Consider the following 18599-nt stretch of genomic DNA (forward strand, 5'->3'; position numbering starts at 1 on the left):
TCCCTCGGCCGTACCTTACTCTCCCTTGAGCGGCAGCATCAGCGAGGCGGTGGTGCCGATGCCCTGCCGGCTCTCGATGTCGAAGCGGCCGCGGTGCCGCTCGACGATGTGCTTGACGATCGAGAGGCCCAGCCCCGTTCCGCCCGCCGCCCGGCTGCGGCTGGTGTCGGCGCGGTAGAAGCGCTCGGTCACGCGCGGCAAGTGCTCGGGTGCGATGCCCTCCCCCTCGTCGCGCACGGTGACGAGCACCCAGCCGGTGCTGGCGGCTTCCACCGAGACCTCTACCGGCCCGCCCGGCCTGGCGTACTTGCGCGCGTTGTCGATCAGGTTGCGAAGGACCTGCGAAAGCTGGCCGCGATCTCCGGCGATGACCGTATCGGGCTGGTTGGCGCGGACATGGACCTCCATGGCGCCTTTGAATTCACCCGCGACCTCGTTCGCCATCGCCACCAGATCGACGCTGTCCGACGGCGCCTCGTGCTTCACCGCCTCGATGCGCGAGAGCGACATGAGGTCCGAGATCAGCGCCTGCATCCGCTGCGCCTCGTGGCGGATGGTGCCGAGGAACCGGTTGCGCAACGCCTCGTCGCCGCCCGCCTTGGGGTTCATCAGCGTCTCGCAATAACCGATGACGTTGGCGAGCGGGGTACGCAGTTCGTGGCTGGCATTGGCGACGAAATCGGCGTGGGACTTGGCCACGCTGACCCGCTCCGACAAGTCGTAGAGGCTGACCAGCCGCTCGTAGAGACCGACGACCTTGCAGTCGACTTCCCACACCGACCCGCCGGTGGACAGCCCCTTGACCCGCGCCGAACCGCCCTCGTCGCTGAGAATCGCGGCGACCGCGCGCGGCTCGCGAATGGCGATGCGCACGTCCTGCCCGACGATATGCGCGCCCAGCAGTGCCTTCGCCGCGCTGTTGGCGAAGCGCACCTGCCCCCGCACGATCATCATCGCGGGGGTCTGGAGATGTTCGAGGAGGTGGACGCCCTCGATGCTCATGCCTGTAATGCTCCTGAGGTCGCGGTGGGTGTGCACCGAAGATTCAAATCCGCGCGTGACATGGTTCCAAGACACTATTGTTGCAACATTCGTATTCACCAACGCCGGAAATGACATTTCCGTGTCCATTCGCCCCTCGGCGAGTTTGGAAAACGTGCTTGCATGCCTTCAGCGCCCTAGCGCTCGGCGGCGGCCTTTGTTATGGCGCAACCGCATGGCAGTCCGCCCACAAGTGGACATGACGCCGTGCAGCCTTGAGAACAATCATCAACGGCTGCGAGGAGGAGCGCGGTCGTCCGGTGGAAAGGGTACCGTGACGCAATTCACTTCCGATCGCCTGCTCCTCTTCGGCGCCACGGGCGATCTTTCACGCAGGATGCTCCTCCCCTCGCTTTGCGCGCTCGACGCGGAAGGCCTGCTGGGTCCTGACATCGAAATCATCGGCACCGCCCGGTCGGACATGGACGACCAGGGCTTCCGCAACTTCGCGCGCGAATCGCTGGAGCAGTTCCTGCCCGCCGGTCGCCGAGGCAGCCTGGCGCAGTTCCTCAACCGGCTGAGCTACCAGCCGCTCGACGCCAACGACATCGACAGCTTCCACGCGCTGGCCGAGAAGGTGGGCACCCCGAAGCAGGGCCTGTCGATCTTCCTGTCCACCGCGCCCAGCCTGTTCGAACCGACCATCCACGGCCTCGAAAAGAGCGGCCTTGCCAGCGGCAACGTGCGCATCGGGCTCGAAAAGCCGCTCGGGGTGGACCTCGCATCGAGCAAGGTCATCAATGACGCGGTGGCCAGCGCCTTCCCCGAGGACCGGATCTTCCGGATCGACCACTATCTCGGCAAGGAGACGGTGCAGAACATCCTGGCGCTGCGCTTCGCCAACCTGATGTTCGAGCCGCTGTGGAACGCCGCGCACATCGACCACGTGCAGATCACCGTGGCCGAGACCGTGGGCCTCGAATCGCGCGTCGCCTACTACGACGACAGCGGCGCCTTGCGCGACATGGTGCAGAACCACATGCTCCAGTTGCTCGCGCTCGTGGCGATGGAGCCGCCGGTTTCGTACAACGCCACCTCGATCCGCAACGAGAAGGTCAAGGTCCTTCACTCGCTGCGCAAGGTGAAGCCCGAGGAAACCGTCACCGGCCAGTACCGCGCAGGCGCGATCACCGGCAAGGCCGTTCCCGGCTATGATGAAGAACTCGGCAAGGATTCGAACACCGAAACCTTCGTCGCGATCAAGGGCTTCATCGACAACTGGCGCTGGCAGGGCGTGCCCTTCTACATGCGCACCGGCAAGCGCCTGCCCAAGCGCACGACCGAGATCGTCGTGCAGTTCCGCGACGTGCCGCACTCGATCTTCCACGGTCGCGGCGCGAAGACGGTGCCCAACCGCCTCGTCATCGGCATCCAGCCGGAAGAGAACATCACCCTCTCGCTCATGGCCAAGGTGCCGGGGCTGGACCGCGACGGCTACGGCCTGCGCTCGGTGCCGCTGGCGATCACCCGCCCCGACGCCTTCGCCGACCACCAGCGCCGCATCGCCTACGAACGCCTGCTGCTTGACCTCATCGAAGGCGACCAGACCCTGTTCGTGCGCCGCGACGAAGTGGAAGCCCAATGGGAATGGATCGACGCGATCCGCTCCGGCTGGGAGGAACAGGCGCAGGAGCCCAAGACTTACACTGCCGGAAGCTGGGGGCCGTCCGCCGCGATCGCCCTCGCCGAACGTGACGGAGTAACCTGGCACGAGTGACCTCGTGCCAGCACCGAAGTTTGCTTGAGCAGGCCCATACGGGCCGGAATATAGCGATTGACACCGGTTACCGTCCCGCGCACATGCGGGGCGGGAAGAAGCCGGATGTCGCGAAAGACCAGGAGTAGACCATGACCAACCTCCACCCGGTGGTCGCGCGCGTCACCGACCGTATTATCGAACGGTCGAAGGACAGCCGCGCGCGCTATCTCGACATGATCGCCCGCGAGACGGACCGCCATTCCGACCGCAGCTTCCTCTCGTGCTCCAACCTCGCGCACGGCTTCGCCGCCTCGGGCGAGGACAAGGCGACGATCGCCGGGAACAAGGCGGTCAACCTCGGCATCGTCACCGCCTACAACGACATGCTCTCGGCGCATCAGCCCTACGGCCGCTACCCCGAGCAGATGAAGCTGTTCGCGCGTGAAGTGGGCGCCACGGCCCAGGTCGCGGGCGGCGTGCCCGCCATGTGCGACGGCGTGACGCAGGGCTTCGACGGCATGGAGCTGTCGCTGTTCAGCCGCGACGTCATCGCGCTGTCCACCGGCGTCGCCCTGTCCCACGCGATGTTCGACGGCATGGCGCTGCTGGGCATCTGCGACAAGATCGTCCCCGGCCTCGTCATCGGCGCGCTGCGCTTCGGCCACCTGCCCGCGATCTTCGTGCCGTCCGGCCCGATGCCCACCGGCATCTCCAACAAGGAGAAGCAGAAGGTCCGCCAGCTCTACGCCGAAGGCAAGGTCGGCCGCGAGGAACTGCTCGCCAGCGAAAGCGCCAGCTATCACTCGCCGGGCACCTGCACCTTCTACGGCACCGCCAACTCCAACCAGATGATGATGGAGATGATGGGGCTGCACATGCCGAACGCCGCGTTCGTGCCGCCGAACACCCCGCTGCGCACCGCGCTGACCCGCTCGGCCACGCACCGTCTGGCGGCGATGACCCGCAAGGGCGGGGACTATCGCCCGATGGCCAAGGTCGTGGACGAAAAGGCGATCGTCAACGCCATCGCCGGTCTGCTCGCCACCGGCGGCTCGACCAATCACGCGATCCACCTGCCCGCCATGGCGCGCGCGGGCGGCATCCTGATCGACTGGCAGGACTTCGACGAGCTTTCGGGCGTGGTCCCGCTCATCACCCGCGCCTATCCCAACGGCTCGGGCGACGTGAACCACTTCCACGCGGCGGGCGGCATGGCCTGGGTGATCCGCGAGCTGCTCGACAGCGGCCTCGCCCACCGGGACATCCTGACCGTGGCCGAAGGCGGCATGAGCGCCTATGCGGACGAGCCGGTGATGGTCGATGGCGAACTGGGCTGGACCCCCGCCCCGGCGGTCAGCGGCGACGACACGATGCTGCGCCCGGTCTCCAACCCGTTCCTGCCCGATGGCGGCATGCGTCTGGTGGACGGCAACCTGGGCCGCGGCACCTTCAAGACCAGCGCGGTCGATGCCGAACGCTGGACGATCGAGGCCCCGTGCCGCGTGTTCGACGATCAGGAAGGCGTGGCGAAGGCGTTCAAGGCCGGCGAACTGGACAAGGACGTCATCGTCGTCGTCCGCTTCCAGGGCCCGCGCGCCAACGGCATGCCCGAACTGCACAAGCTGACCCCGCCGCTGGGCGTCCTGCAGGATCGCGGTCACAAGGTCGCGCTCGTGACGGACGGGCGCATGTCGGGCGCTTCGGGCAAGGTGCCCGCCGCCATTCACGTCACCCCTGAAGCCTTCGCGGGCGGTCCGCTGGCGTACCTGCGCGACGGTGACATCGTGCGTCTCTCGGCAGAGGACGGCACGATCTCCACCACCGCCGACCTTTCGGGCCGCGAACCTGCGCCGACCCCGCCGCCCGCGATGGGCACCGGCCGCGAACTCTTCGCGATGTTCCGCATCAACGCGTCGAGCGCCGAACACGGCGGCTCGTCGATGCTGGAGGTTGCCGGGCTGTGACGACGGAAATCGTAGCCGTCGACATCGGCGGCACCCATGCCCGCTTCGCCATCGCCACTATCGGCGATGACGGCCGGATCACGCTGGGCGAACCCGCCACGCTGCACACCAAGGACCACGGCAGCTTCCAGCTGGCGTGGGAGGCGTTCCGCGCCATGAACGGCGGCACCCTGCCCGATGCCGTCGCCATGTCGGTGGCAGGCCCGGTCGGCAACGAGGTCATCAAGTTCACCAACAACCCCTGGATCCTGCGCCCCGCGAAGATCCAGGAGATGCTTGGCCCCACGCGCCAGACCATCATCAACGACTTCGCGGCCGTCGCCCACGCCGTCGCCTGCGCGGACGAGAGCGACTTCCTCTATCTGACCGGCCCGGACGAGGCGCTGCCCGCATCGGGCACGCTCAGCATCCTCGGCCCCGGCACCGGCCTTGGCGTGGCGCACCTCTACCGCGATGGCCGTCCTAAATCAGAGGGGGGCAGCTACCACGTCCAGGCGACCGAGGGCGGCCACACCGACTACGCCCCGCTCGACCAGATCGAGGACGCCATCCTCGCCCGTCTGCGCAAGCGCCACACCCGCGTCTCGGTGGAGCGCGTCGTCTCCGGCCCGGCCATCGTCGATATCTACGCGACGCTGGCCGCGATGGAGCACAAGGCGATCCACGAACTGACCGACGTGCAGATCTGGACCGCCGCCGCGGAAGGCACGGACAGCCTTGCCGTCGCCGCCGTGGACCGTTTCTGCCTCGCGCTCGGCGCGGCGGCGGGCGACTGCGCGCTGGCGCAGGGCGCCAGCGGCGTCGTCATCGCCGGTGGCCTTGGCTACCGCATCCGCGAGACCATCAAGACCTCGGGCTTTGCCGAGCGGTTCCGCGCCAAAGGCCGCTTCGCCGGCCTGATGGCCACCCTGCCCGTCAAGCTCATCACTCATCCGCAGCCCGGCCTGTTCGGCGCAGCGGCCGCCTTCGCAAGGGAGCACCTCCAGTAATGACTAGCGTATCAGAAGCCGTCGAGAAGGTCATGCGCCTCGCCCCGGTGATCCCGGTTCTGGTCATCGAGGACATCGAGCACGCCCTGCCGATCGCCGAGGCGCTCGTCGCCGGCGGCCTGCCCGCACTGGAGGTGACGCTGCGCACCGAATGCGCGATCGAGGCGATCAAGGTGATGAAGCAGGTCCCCGGCGCCGTCGTCGGCGCAGGCACGGTGCTGACGCCGGACGACCTCAAGCGTTCGATCGACGCGGGCGCCGAGTTCATCGTCTCGCCCGGCCTGACGCCGAACCTCGCCGAAGCCGCCTACAAGTCGAAGATCCCCTTCCTTCCCGGCACCGCCAACGCCAGCGACGTGATGTTCGCGCTGGAATGCGGGTTCGACCGCCTGAAGTTCTTCCCGGCGATGGCAGCCGGCGGCCCGCCCGCGCTGAAGGCGATCTCCGCCCCGCTGATGGCCGCGAAATTCTGCCCAACCGGCGGCGTCACCCCGCAGAACGCGCCCGAATGGCTGGCGCTGGACGCGGTGATCTGTGTCGGCGGCAGCTGGATGGTCCCCAAGGGCAAGCCGGACGTCGCCAAGATCGAGGCCGAAGCACGCCTCGCAGCGGGCCTCGCCCGCTGATGGCGGCCGGGTCGGGCCAGTTGGCGCTGGGCACCGTCGATGCTCTCGACGCCCGCCTCAAGGAGCTGCACAAGCTCACGGCGGTGACGCCGCTGTTCAACCCCGTGTTCCAGCTCGGACTGGAACTGTCGCGGGCACTGGAAAACGGCGAGATGTCCCTCGACGACATCGAGGCGCTCGTTTCCGAAATGGACTGCGAGGGGCTGCGCGCCCGCGCTTCCCGGCTCGACCGCATTCTGGGCACCATGCCCATCGCGGAGAACGACAAGGCGCTCGACGCACTTGCCGCCAAGACCGCCGATGACGACGACTTCACCGCCTTCGCGGTGCGTTGGCAGCGCCCGGCGGCGCATGTCGTCTTCACCGCGCACCCGACCTTCCTGCTGACCGCCGCGCAGACCGAAGCCGTCACCACCTCCGCCTCCAACGGCGATTTCAGCGTAGCCTCGGTCTGCGTCGCCTCGCCCGCTCGCGACACGATCACGCTCGATTCCGAGCATGACGCGGCGATGGCGGCGATGGCACGCGGCCAGAAGGCGCGTGATCGCATCAACGCCCGCCTGTTCGACCTTGCCGCCGCCCGCTGGCCCAAGCGCTGGAAGGGCCTGAACCCGATGCCGGTGCGCTTCGCCCACTGGGTCGGCTACGACATGGACGGCCGCACCGACATCTCGTGGTCCACCTCGATCCGCTACCGGCTTGAGGAAAAGGCCCAACGTCTGGCCGGTTACGCCGAAGCGCTGGAGCAGGCCGCACCGGAAATCGCGGCGCAGCTCTCCCGCGCCCACGCCCACACGGCAGAGGCCGTCGCTGCCTTCAAGCAGGATCTCACCGATCCCGAGGCGCTGTCCGCCGCCGCCAACGGCCTCACCGCCGAGCACGCCGACAAGATCATCAGCCTCGAAGGCGTGATCACCCGGCTTGAGGACGAGGCCCGCCACGCCGATCAGGAGCAGGCGCGCGCCCTCCTCGTCACCGCCGCCGCGATGCGCGCCGACGGCCTCGGCATGGGCGGCATCCACTTCCGCGTGAACGCCTCGCAGCTGCAGAACGCGATCCGCCGCCGCATCGATCCGGACGGCAAGCTCAGCCTTGCCAGCCAGGCCGCGCTGGTGCGGATGCGCGAGCTGCTGGCCGAAGTGAAGCCGCTCAAGTCCAACTTCGCGGCGCTGGCGATCGAGAACAGCACCGCCGTGCGCCAGTTCCTCGCGATGGCGCAGATCCTCGGCCACATCGACGCCGACGCGCCGATCCGCATGCTGGTGGCCGAGTGCGAGGAGCCGACCACCGTGCTCGCCGCGCTCTATTTCGCGCGCATGTTCGGTATCGACGAGAAGGTCGACGTCTCGCCGCTGTTCGAGACCGAAACCGCGCTGGAACACGGCGGCCGCTTCCTCGACGCGGTGCTGGCCGAGCCCGCCTACCGCGATTACGCAAGGCGGCGTGGCCGCGTCTCAATCCAGACCGGCTTCTCCGACGCAGGCCGCTTCGTGGGTCAGGTGCCTGCCGCGCTCGCCATCGAACGCCTGCAGGGCCGCCTGTCGGAAGCCATGGCCGCCAACGGCTTGTCCGACGTCTGCGCGCTGATCTTCAACACCGGCGGCGAATCGATGGGTCGCGGCTGCCACCCCTCCAGCATCGACGACCGGTTCGACTGGCAGATGTCGCCCTGGGCCCGCCGCCGCTTTCTGCGCGCAGGGATCAGGCTGGAGCCCGAAGTCAGCTTCCAGGGCGGCGACGGCTACCTCTGGTTCGGCTCGGACGGACTGGCGCTGGCCACCCTCACCCGCATGGCCGAGCGCCCGCTGTGGGACGCCGACGTCAACGTGCCGACGGACCTGTTCTACCGCCGCACCGACCTCAGCCTCGACTTCTACCGCGCGATCCGTTCGGTCCAGCACGAACATCTGGAAAGCTCGACCTACAGCCGCGCGATCACCGCGTTCGGCCTCGGCCTGCTGAACGATACCGGCAGCCGCAAGTCGCGCCGCCAGTCGGACCTTGCCTCCGACCGCTCGATGAACCTGCGCCAGATCCGCGCGATCCCGCATAACGCGATCCTGCAGCAGCTGGGTTACCCGGTGAACGTGATCGCCGGCATCGGCACGGCGGCCGACGGAAACCGCGAGGAAATCGCCGGCCTGCTGCGCGAATCCGCGCGAGGCCGCCAGATCGTGCGCCTCGCCCGCGCCGCCAATGCGCTCGCCTCGATCAAGACCGTCTCGGCTTATGGCGAGCTGTTCAACTCGGCCTACTGGGCCAGCCGTCCCTATCGCGGTGGTGAGGAGAACATTGCGGACGCCTGCCTCAAGCTGGCGGAATATCTGACCAAGGACGACCGCGCCGGTGTCTACCGCCGCCTCGCCTCGCGCCTGCGCGTCGATGCGCTGAAGCTGCACCGCCTGCTCGATCTCGTCCCGGACGAGGCTCCGCAGGCCGACCGCGAGCATACGCGCCGTTCGCTCGGCGTGCTCCATGCGCTGCGCATCGCGCTGTTCCAGCACATGTTCCTGCGCTCGGTGATGACCCCGCAGTTCAGCCGCGCCAACGACATCAGCCGCGACGACGTGCTGGAGATGTTCTTCACCCTGCGCGTCGAGGACGGCCTGGCCCAGCTGCGCCGCGCCTTCCCGGTGCATTTCCCCTCGATCAGCGACTTCGCGGTGGACGCCCCCAGCGACTACCCGGATTCCAGCGCGACGGGCTATGCGCAGATCCACAAGGACTTCATCGACCCGATCGCGCGGTCCTATGCGTTGTCGTTGCGGATCACCACCGCGCTGGCGAACGAGTTCGGCGCGCACGGGTGATGGGGATTTGAGGGCGTGGTTCCCGAGCCGGAACCACGCCCTCCCACACCTGTAACGCCCCCGTCACCCTGAACTCGTTTCAGGGTCCATCGAGCAATTGGTGCCGGAGCGTCGCTGCTTACGCCGCGCTGTCGGTTTGCTGATCCAGCTACCGCACTATCGGCGAAATGGACCCTGAAACGAGTTCAGGGTGACGGGAAATGGGTGAAAGATCGCGGATCCGGGCTAGCCCCGCGTCCTCACGGCTTTCAGTTCCGCCATCAGAACCGCGACCATCTCGGCTGCAGGCATTGTCCGCGCCAGCGGTGCGCCCTGACCGGCCCACTGCGCTCCGAACCCGTACTCGCCCTTCGCCTTGGCCGCAGCATTCAGTGCTTTCCCGGCGTGATAGGTGATCGGATAGTCCGGCACCTGCCGCCCGCCCACCTCTGCTGCGAGCGCCGTGAACCGGTTCGCCAGCGCCCGCGCGGGGCGCCCTGACACCAGCGGCGTCAGTGTCGTGTGCCACGCACCCGGCCCCTTGAGCGCTGCACGATAGCCCTCGTCCGCCGCCGATTCCGGGCAATCGATGAAGGCGGTCCCGAGTTGCGCCGCCACCGCGCCGAGATCGAGCGCGGCGGCGATCCCGGCGCCGTCCATGATGCCGCCCGCGGCAATCACCGGTAGTCCGGCTTCGCGCACCAGCAGCCGCGTCAGCGCCATGGTGCCGAGCCCGGGATCGGGCGCTCCGGGATCGAACATACCGCGATGACCGCCCGCCTCGATTCCTTGCGCGACCACGGCGTCAATCCCGGCTGCCGCGATGGCGCGCGCCTCATCGATATTCGTCGCCGTCGCCAGCATCACGATGCCGCGCTCGCGCAACGCGGCGATGGCATCGGCGGCGGGCAGGCCGAAATGAAAGCTCACCACCGGCGGCCGGGTCTCCAGCAACATCGCCAGCATCGCAGGATCATCCGCGAAACTCGTATAAGGCGATTGCAGAGTTTGTGGCCGCTCGGCCCCGAACTCGGCGAAGAGCGGGCGCAGCCAGTCCAGCCACGCCGCCTCGCATGCGGCGTCGGCAACTGGCGTGCGATGGACGAACAGGTTCACGTTGAAGGGGCGATCCGTACGCTCGCGCAGTTCCCCGATCATGGCCCGCGCGCCGCCAGCATCCGTCGCGCCGACGCCGATCGAGCCGAGCGCCCCGGCATTCGAGACTTCCGCCGCCAGCAGCGGAGTGCTGGTCCCGGCCATCGGTGCCTGAATGAGGGGCAGGCTCACGCCGAGCCTTTCGAGAAACACCATAACCCGCTCCATCCATTGACCTGATGGCCTTCTAAGCGCCTACCGTGAAAACACAAAGATGCTGCCTCGCAGGCTTCTTTCGCAGGGGCATGGACTTCCGCAAATGGCTTTCCTATGTTTCCCGTACACGCAATAAATGAACAACGGGGGATCGATGATTCCTGTATCTTCGGACTTTGGAACGCTCGCTCGCCTGCTCGGGCCGATTGTCGGTGAGGCCAAGGCGCAAGACGCTCTGGAGACGCTTCGGATCGCACCGGAACTGGCCGGATCGGCCGAGCGCACCAGCCGCGCGCAAGTGGCCATGGCGCTCAACGCCGTGCTTTTCCTCGACCTTTTGGAGCGAGTGCCGACCGCCGCCCGCTATATCGACCGGATGCGCGCCGCTGGTGAGCCGATTGTCTTCGACCACGGCGCCCTGCGCACGATCGACGGTGCGACCGGCGCGCTCCCCTCGGGACATGAGGCTTTCGGCCGTTTCCTCGCTCCGCTGGGTTATGAAGTGCGCGGGCTCTACCCCCTGCCCGCGCTGACGATGACCGGCCGCGCCTATGTGCAGGTCGACCTGCCCGCCTCCGTGCCGCAGTTCTTCGTTTCCGAATTGCACATCGACCAGCTTCCCGGCACCGCGCAGGCCGCCGCGGCCGCCATATTCGGCGCTTCCGTCGATCCCTTGGGGGAGGCCGAGTGGGCCGCACTCGATGTGCTCGCGCGCGATGGGGACTGTTGGATCGAGGACGGGGTGACCATTCTGCGCGGGGCCTTGCGTGCCTTCGACCGGCAGCACGCTGCCCCGACGCTGGCGGATTACGAAGCGCTGCTGGAGCATAGCAAGGAAGGTGCCTGGATCGCCACCGAGGGCAATGCTTTCAACCATGCGACCACCCGCGTCCCCGACGTCGAGGCTCATTCCGATTCTTTGAAATCAGAGGGTTATCCGCTGAAACCGGCCGTCGAGATTTCCCGCAATGGCCGCGTGCGGCAGACCGCAATCCTGGCCGACAAAGTCGCCCGGCCCTTCCGCCTGCCCGACGGCAGCGAGGTCATCCGCGAAGTTCCGGGGTCGTTCTACGAGTTCATTTCACGCGACATCGACCCGGAAACCGGCCTCCTCGACCTCACGTTCGACAGTGGCAATGCGACCGGAATCTTCGCGGTGACGAGGCAGCAGGCATGACCACCCTCAAATCCTTCGATCCGGTTGACGGCACGCTTGTCTGGGAAGGCGAAGTTGCCGATTCCGAAGTGGTTTCGGCCGCGCTTCTTCGCGCGCGCAAGGCATTTGCTCACTGGGGCTCATTCCCTGTGGAAACCCGCACAAAGGCGGCAGAACGCTACAGAAGCGCGCTTGAGGCCCGCAAGGACGCGCTCGCCGAAACCATCGCGCGCGAAACCGGCAAACCGCTCTGGGAAACCCGCACCGAAGTCGCCTCGATGATCGGCAAGGTCGGTATCTCGATCGCGGCGCAGGCTGAGCGCGCGGGCGAGAAGCGCACCGACATGCCGTTCGGGCAGGCCGTGCTGCGTCACCGTCCCCACGGCGTGATGGCGGTGCTCGGTCCGTTCAACTTTCCCGGCCACCTGCCCAATGGCCACATCGTGCCAGCCCTGCTCGCGGGCAACACGGTGGTCTTCAAGCCCTCCGAGATGACGCCCGCCACCGGCGCGCTGATGGCCGAGTGCTGGGCCGAGGCCCTTGCCGATCACCCCCACGTCTTCCAGTGCATCCAGGGCGGGCGCGAAACCGGCGAGGCGCTGGTCGCGGGCGCGATCGACGGGCTGCTCTTCACCGGCTCGGCGGGCGCGGGCGCGCATTTCCGCCGCGTCTTCGCCGACCGGCCCGACGTGATCCTCGCCCTCGAACTGGGCGGCAACAATCCCTTGGTGGCCTGGGACGGCGACGTCGACGAGGCCGCGTCGGTCGTCGTGCAATCGGCCTTCATCACCACCGGCCAGCGCTGCTCCTGCGCACGGCGGCTGATCGTGCCCGACACCGCCTTCGGCTCCGCGCTGGTGGAGGCCGTCGCGGCCCTCGCCGACCGCATCGTCATCGGTGCCTGGAACGAGACGCCCGAGCCGTGGATTGGCCCGCTGATCTCCGATGCTGCTGCCGCCGCCGCGAAGGCCCGCTTCGACGGCCTCGTGACACGCGGCGCGCAGGTCATCCGCCCCTTCACCGGGGTCGAGGGCCGCTCCGCCGCCTTCGTCACCCCCGCCATGCTCGACGTGACCGGCGTGTTCGTGCCGGACGAGGAAATCTTCGCCCCCGTCCTGCAGGTCAGCCGCGTGCCGGACTTCGACGCCGCGATGGAAGCCGCGAACAACACCCGCTTCGGTCTCTCCGCCGGGCTCGTAAGCGCCGACGACGCACTGTGGGAGCGCTTCCTCGTCGAATGCCGCGCGGGCGTGGTCAACCGCAACCGCCCGACCACCGGCGCGGCGGGCTCGATGCCCTTCGGCGGGCTTGGCGAGAGCGGCAACCACCGGCCGAGCGCCTACTATGCCGCCGATTACTGCGCCTACCCAGTCGCCAGCTTCGAGGCGACGGACGCCTCGGGCAACGCAGGCGCCCTGAACGGCAAGCTCAGGCCATGAGCGCGCTGTCGGGCGAGGAACTGGACCTGCTCGAAGCGATCGAGCACGCGCCGATCCTCGACCGGACGCTGGACTGGGCCGCGATCAACAGCGGCACGGGCAATCTGGACGGCCTTGCGGCGATGGCCGACCGGCTGGCCCACGCCTTCGCCGCGCTGCCGGGCGAGGTCCGCCTCGTCGATCCCGCGCCGGTCGAGAAAGTCGACGGCAAGGGCCAGTTGCGCGAGGTCGGCCACGGTCGCCACCTCGTCCTGTCGGTCCGCCCCGAGGCCGACCACCGGGTGATCCTGACCGGACACATGGACACCGTCTACGCCCGCGAGCACCCGTTCCAGAGCTGCACCTGGCTCGACGCGGACACCCTGAACGGCCCCGGCACCGCCGACATGAAGGGCGGCCTGTCGCTGATGCTCGCCGGACTTCTCGCCTTCGAGCAGGGTACGCCGATGATGGGCTACGACGTGCTCATCAACAGCGACGAGGAGACCGGCTCGCTGTCCTCCGCCGCGCTGATCGCACAATTGGCGCAAGTCAAGCTGGCCGCGCTGACCTATGAGCCCGGCCTTCCCGACGGCTCGATGGCCCGCGCGCGGCCGGGTTCGGGCAATTACGCCGCCGTCGTCACCGGGCTTTCCGCCCATGCCGGGCGCAATCCGCAGGACGGGCGCAATGCCGTGCTCGCCGCCGGCGACCTCGGGCTGCGGCTTGCGGCGGGCATTCGTGACGGCCTCACCATCAACCCTGCCCGGATCGAGGGCGGCGCGCCCAACAACACTGTGCCCGACCTCGCGATCCTGCATTTCAACTTGCGCCCCCGCTCACCGGAACTGGCGGAAGTCGCCCGCGCGCTGTTGGAGGCCGCCGTCGCCGAGGTCAGCGCGGTGCACGACGTCCATATCCACCTCCACGGCCACGTCTCGCGCCCGCCCAAGCCGATCACGCCGAAGACCGAGGCGCTGTTCGGCCTCGTCAGCAAGGCCGCCGCCGATTTGGGCCAGCCGATGCGCTGGCAGGACACCGGCGGCGTGTGCGACGGCAACAACATCGCCGCCTGCGGCGTTCCCGTGCTCGACACGATGGGCGCGCTGGGGGGCTCGATCCATTCACCGCAGGAGTTCATGATCGCCAGTTCGCTAGACGCCCGCGCCCGCCTTACGGCCCTCGTCCTGCACCGTCTCGACAGGGGAGCACTACACGCATGACCTTCCTGCTGCGCACCGCGCGCGAGGGCGATCTCGAAGCGCTCTACCGCATGGCCAAGGGCACCGGCGGCGGCTTCACCAACCTGCCGCCCGACAAGCCGACGCTGAAAGGCAAGCTGGAACGCGCCGCCAAATGCTTCGCCCGCGATGACGGCGAAATCGCCAACGACCTCTTCGCCTTCATCCTCGAAGACACCGAAACCGGGAAGGTGCGTGGCACCTGTCAGGCGTTCTCGCAAGTGGGCACCGAACTGCCGTTCTACTCCTACCGCATCGGCCGCATCACCCAGCATTCCAAGGAACTCGACCGCACCTTCCGCGCCGAGATGCTGACCCTGTCCACAGACCTCGACGGGGCGAGCGAAGTCGGCGGGCTCTATCTCGACGCTACCGAGCGTTCGGCGGGTGTCGGCAAGCTGCTGGCCCGCAGCCGCTACCTGTTCATCGCCATGCACCGCGAGCGTTTCGGCGAGACGACCTTGGCCGAGCTGCGCGGCGCCATCGACGATGCGGGCAACTCGCCGTTCTGGGACGGCCTCGCGGGCCGCTTCTTCGACATGAGTTTCCGCGACGCCGACGAGTTCAACGCCAAGCACGGCAACCAGTTCATCGCCGACCTGATGCCCAAGCACCCGATCTACACTGCGCTGCTCTCCGAAGGCGCACGGCAGGTGATGGGCCAGCCGCACTATTCCGGCCGCCCGGCCATGCGGATGCTGGAAAGCGAGGGCTTCGCCTTCCAGAACTACATCGACATCTTCGACGGCGGCCCGACGATGATCGCGAAGACCGATGGCATCCGCACGGTGAAACAGGCGAAGACGGTGACGGTATCGGCGGTGGTCCCGGTGCGGGAGGACGAACCGACGCACCTGATCGCGACCGGGCGGCTGGCGGAATTCCGTGCCTGCCTCGGCTGCGTGAGCGAGGATGGCGCGCTGGACGAGGCGGCGGCGGCGCTGCTTGGCCTCGGCGTGGGCGATGCGGTGACGGTCGCTCCGGCGTGAACGCCTAACCCACCCCGCTGCGGCTAGGCAGCAAGCTGCCAAGTCTCGTGCGCTAGTCGCAGCGGGGTGGGCCTTGCGCAATAACCCCATCCAGCTAGGCTCAATTCCATGCGCACAGAGATCAACTTCGACGGCATCGTCGGCCCCAGCCACAACTATGCAGGACTGAGCCTGGGCAACCTCGCCTCGACGAAGAACTTCGGCAAGGTGTCCGCCCCGCGCACCGCCGCGCTGCAGGGGCTGGCGAAGATGCGCGCCAATCTCGAGCGCGGGCTGGCGCAGGGCTTCTTCCTCCCCCAGCGCCGCCCCGACGAGGTGTGGCTGCACCAGCTCGGCACCACGGTCGAGGCCGCAGACGCGGTCCTGCGCGCCAACTCCCTGTCGGCCTCCTCGATGTGGGCGGCGAACGCGGCGACTGTCTCGCCCGCGGCAGACACGGCGGACGGACGCTGCCACCTCACCGTCGCCAACCTCGTGACGATGCCTCACCGCAGCCACGAATGGCGCGAAACGCTGGCGCAACTTCAGATCGCCTTCGCAAACGAGGCGCACTTCGCCGTCCACGCGCCGATCCCTGCGCCCTTCGGCGACGAGGGCGCGGCCAACCACATGCGGCTGTGCGCGGGCCACGACACGCCGGGCATCGAAGTCTTCGTCTATGGCGTGACCGGAGGCCCCTACCCCGCCCGCCAGCATCGCGAGGCAAGCGAAGCCGTCGCGCGCATTCACGGCCTCTCGCCGACGCGCACTGTCTTCGCCCGCCAGTCGGACGAGGCGATCGCGGCGGGCGCGTTCCACAACGATGTCGTCGCCGTGGCCAACGAGCGGGTGCTGTTCACCCACGAACTCGCTTTCGCTGACCGCGATGCGCTCTATGCCGAGCTGCGTGCGAAGCTGCCGGAGATCGAGATCGTCGAAGTCCCCGCCGCCGAGGTCAGCCTTGCGGACGCGATCACCTCCTACCTGTTCAACGCCCAGTTGGTGACGCTGCCCTCGGGAGAGGCCGCGCTGGTGCTCCCCGGCGAGGCGCGCGAGACGCCCTCGGTCTGGCGCTGGCTGGAAGCGCACGTCGCCGGGAACGGCCCGATCCGCCACCTCTTCGTCCACGACCTGCGCGAAAGCATGGCCAACGGCGGCGGCCCCGCCTGCCTGCGCCTGCGGGTGGTGGCGGACCCGGCGACGGTAGACCCGCGCTTCATCGCGACGCCGGAAAAGCTGGACCGGATCGAGGCACTGGTCGCAAGGCTGTGGCCCGAGCACATCGCGGTGGGGGACCTCGCCAGCCCGGCGCTGTGGGCCGCCTGCGTGGAAGCACGCTCGGCCCTGTGCGTGGAACTGGGGCTGGAGGAACTCGCGGGGTAAGGTTCAGGCCTAGCCGGACGGGGTGGCCTCACTTGCACAAACCCTCCGCCAAGTTCCGTTTTTTGCAATAGCCCCGCCGCACCGCGCCTACATATTGAGACTATGCCCAAGTCCTTCCCCGATCCCATCCGCGCCGCCATCTTCGACATGGACGGCACCCTCATCGCCACCGAGGCCGCGCACCATCGCAGCTATGCGCTGACGTCCCAGGCGATCGGCTGGCCGCTGGGGGAGGAGATTCTCGATACGATGGTGGGCGTCAGCCGCGATCTCAACGAGGTCATGCTCGCCCAGCGCCTGGGCCCCGAGTTCCCGCTGGCGCGCTTCTATGAAGAGGCGGACGCGCTGTTCATGGCCATGCTGGACGAAGGCGTCGACCTGCGCCCCGGCGCGGTGCCGATCCTCGAACATTTCCTCGCGGCGGGCATCCCGCTGGCGCTCTGCACATCGACGGCGGGCGAACTGGTGCCGCCGCGACTGGAGAAGGCGGGCCTGCTCGGCTACTTCGACGTCATCGTCACCCGCAGCGACGTGTCGCAGGCCAAGCCGCACCCCGAACCCTACCTGCTGGCCGCCGAGCGCCTCGGCGTCGATCCGGCGCACTGCGTTGCCATCGAGGACAGCTACGCGGGCGTGCTGTCCGCCACCTCGGCGGGCATCGCCACGGTCATGGTTCCCGATCTGCTGCCCGCGACCGAGGCTATGACGGCTGCCGGAGCGACCGTTCTGCCCAGCCTCGACGCCCTGCGCGAATTGCTCATGGCGCCGGTCGAGGGCTGATTGTCGTCCCGCTCGCTTCGGGCTGATGGTCCGGGTGCGCCGCCAGGAATTCCGGGAGTTCCAGACACGCCGCCTCGATCCGCGTGAGGCGCGGATAGCCCGAGAGGTCGAACGCGAAGCGCCGCGCATTGTAGAGCTGCGGCAAGGCGACGCACTCGAAGTAGCCCGGCGCGCCGAACAGGAAATCGCCCGAGCCGCGCTGCGCCAGCCGCGCCTCCACGCCGGTCAGGGTCTTCTCCAGCCAGTGCCAGTACCACAAGTCCACGTCCGCCTGAGCATGGCCGAGGTCGTGCTTTAGGTACTGCAGCACCGGCAGGTTGAGCGGTGCGTGCAGTTCGGTGGCTATAGCCGAGGCCAGTTCGCGCGCCGCGAAACGCTCCTCGATGCCCTCCGGCAAGAGCGGGCGTTCGGGATAGCGCTCGTCCAGCCATTCGAGGATCGCCATCGACTGCGCCCGCACCGCACCGTCCGCTTCCAGCACCGGCACGCCCGCGAAAGGGTTCAGCGCCCGATAACCCTCACCCCGCTGCTCTCCCGCCAGCAGGTTCACCGGCACGTTCTCATGATCGAGCCGCTTGAGGTTCAGCGCAAGGCGGACCCGGTAGCTCGTCGAACTGCGCCAGTAGCCGTGGAGCCGCAGCATGGCACTCAGCTTTCCGCCGCGATCTTCTCGTGCAGCCACGCCGCATGGCGCGGCGCCTTGCGAGTGCGCGCCCATTCGTCGAGCATGTCGTCGGCGACGGCGCGCAGGGACGCCATCTGGTCCACGGTGCCGAACTGCCAGGCGAGTTCGAGGCGATGGCCGTTGGGATCGAAGAAGTAGATCGACTTGAACACGCCATGGTGGGTCGGGCCGATCACCTCCAGCCCGGCGGCCTCGGCGCGGGCCTTGGCGGAAACGAGGTCGCCCTCGCTCTCCACCTTGAAGGCGATGTGCTGGACCCATGCGGGGGTGGCCTCGTCGCGGCCCATGTCGGGCGCATTGGGCAGTTCGAAGAAGGCCAGCACATTGCCGCCGCCGCAGTCGAGGAAGACGTGCATGTAGGGATCGGGCGCGCCGGTGGAGGGCACCGTGTCCTCGGCGATCGCCAGCATGAAATCCATGCCGAGTACGTCGCGGTAGAAGTCCACGGTCTGCTTGGCGTCCTTGCAGCGGTAAGCCACGTGATGGATGCCGCCGAGGGTGGGTGCGGTATTGGTCATAGGTTCTCTCCCGATCTTTCCCCCTTGCCCC

15 protein-coding genes are annotated in these 18599 nt (G+C 68.1%); 11 read left to right on the plus strand and 4 right to left on the minus strand.

The features are described from left to right. Positions 1–15: 15 nt before the first annotated feature. Positions 16–1002: a cell wall metabolism sensor histidine kinase WalK gene (locus HWN72_RS12850; protein WP_036526301.1), complete on the minus strand. Its 987-nt coding sequence runs from the start codon at positions 1000–1002 to the stop codon at positions 16–18. A gap of 313 nt (positions 1003–1315) precedes the next feature. Between HWN72_RS12850 and zwf the strand changes: the two genes are divergently transcribed. The 5 genes from zwf to HWN72_RS12875 all read left to right on the plus strand — a co-directional run bounded on the left by zwf (position 1316) and on the right by HWN72_RS12875 (position 9129). After that, positions 1316–2758, plus strand: coding sequence for a glucose-6-phosphate dehydrogenase (gene zwf / locus HWN72_RS12855; RefSeq protein ID WP_008828285.1), 1443 nt, complete (start codon positions 1316–1318; stop codon positions 2756–2758). A 131-nt stretch (positions 2759–2889) separates the two neighbouring features. After that, the gene (edd, locus tag HWN72_RS12860) at positions 2890–4704 is read left to right on the plus strand and encodes a phosphogluconate dehydratase (protein ID WP_036526302.1); all 1815 of its coding nucleotides are present in this window, start codon (positions 2890–2892) and stop codon (positions 4702–4704) included. After that, entirely contained in the window at positions 4701–5693 is a 993-nt protein-coding gene (locus tag HWN72_RS12865; protein WP_036526305.1) for a glucokinase, read from the plus strand. Before edd ends, HWN72_RS12865 begins: the two co-directional genes overlap by 4 nt. After that, complete coding sequence (gene eda, locus HWN72_RS12870; protein ID WP_036526308.1) at positions 5693–6319, plus strand: bifunctional 4-hydroxy-2-oxoglutarate aldolase/2-dehydro-3-deoxy-phosphogluconate aldolase; 627 nt, start codon at positions 5693–5695, stop codon at positions 6317–6319. The genes HWN72_RS12865 and eda overlap by 1 nt, the downstream gene beginning before the upstream one ends. Further along, positions 6319–9129, plus strand: a complete 2811-nt coding sequence (locus tag HWN72_RS12875) for a phosphoenolpyruvate carboxylase (RefSeq protein ID WP_036526310.1) — start codon at positions 6319–6321, stop codon at positions 9127–9129. Before eda ends, HWN72_RS12875 begins: the two co-directional genes overlap by 1 nt. 225 nt (positions 9130–9354) lie before the next feature. Here HWN72_RS12875 and HWN72_RS12880 read toward each other — a convergent pair whose 3' ends face one another. Then, positions 9355–10419: a nitronate monooxygenase family protein gene (locus tag HWN72_RS12880; RefSeq protein ID WP_036526312.1), complete on the minus strand. Its 1065-nt coding sequence runs from the start codon at positions 10417–10419 to the stop codon at positions 9355–9357. 154 nt (positions 10420–10573) lie between these two features. On the opposite strand from HWN72_RS12880, the gene HWN72_RS12885 reads away from it, so the two are divergent. From HWN72_RS12885 to HWN72_RS12910, 6 genes are all read left to right on the plus strand, one after another. After that, positions 10574–11596: a 2-oxoadipate dioxygenase/decarboxylase family protein gene (locus HWN72_RS12885; protein WP_036526438.1), complete on the plus strand. Its 1023-nt coding sequence runs from the start codon at positions 10574–10576 to the stop codon at positions 11594–11596. Next, positions 11593–13014 carry a succinylglutamate-semialdehyde dehydrogenase gene (astD, locus tag HWN72_RS12890; protein ID WP_211150411.1) on the plus strand — a complete coding sequence of 474 codons (1422 nt, stop codon included), beginning with the start codon at positions 11593–11595 and terminating at the stop codon, positions 13012–13014. Before HWN72_RS12885 ends, astD begins: the two co-directional genes overlap by 4 nt. Continuing rightward, on the plus strand, positions 13011–14216 hold the full coding sequence (locus HWN72_RS12895; protein ID WP_069708211.1) for a hydrolase: 1206 nt from the start codon (positions 13011–13013) through the stop codon (positions 14214–14216). Before astD ends, HWN72_RS12895 begins: the two co-directional genes overlap by 4 nt. Continuing rightward, on the plus strand, positions 14213–15223 hold the full coding sequence (locus HWN72_RS12900) for an arginine N-succinyltransferase (protein ID WP_008828276.1): 1011 nt from the start codon (positions 14213–14215) through the stop codon (positions 15221–15223). The genes HWN72_RS12895 and HWN72_RS12900 overlap by 4 nt, the downstream gene beginning before the upstream one ends. 108 nt (positions 15224–15331) lie before the next feature. Beyond that, on the plus strand, positions 15332–16585 hold the full coding sequence (locus HWN72_RS12905; protein WP_069708212.1) for an N-succinylarginine dihydrolase: 1254 nt from the start codon (positions 15332–15334) through the stop codon (positions 16583–16585). A 102-nt stretch (positions 16586–16687) separates the two neighbouring features. Beyond that, positions 16688–17365 carry an HAD family phosphatase gene (locus tag HWN72_RS12910; protein WP_008828274.1) on the plus strand — a complete coding sequence of 226 codons (678 nt, stop codon included), beginning with the start codon at positions 16688–16690 and terminating at the stop codon, positions 17363–17365. On the opposite strand, the gene maiA is transcribed toward HWN72_RS12910, so the two are convergent. Beyond that, a complete protein-coding gene (gene maiA, locus HWN72_RS12915) occupies positions 17343–18008 on the minus strand; it encodes a maleylacetoacetate isomerase (protein ID WP_197524355.1) in 666 nt (221 codons plus the stop codon). The genes HWN72_RS12910 and maiA overlap by 23 nt on opposite strands. A 5-nt stretch (positions 18009–18013) precedes the next feature. Further along, positions 18014–18568 (minus strand): VOC family protein, encoded by a 555-nt coding sequence (locus HWN72_RS12920; protein WP_008828272.1) that lies wholly within the window; start codon positions 18566–18568, stop codon positions 18014–18016. Positions 18569–18599 lie beyond the last annotated feature (31 nt).

This window comes from Novosphingobium sp. HR1a (genome assembly GCF_015594425.1).
Lineage (GTDB): Bacteria > Pseudomonadota > Alphaproteobacteria > Sphingomonadales > Sphingomonadaceae > Novosphingobium > Novosphingobium resinovorum_A.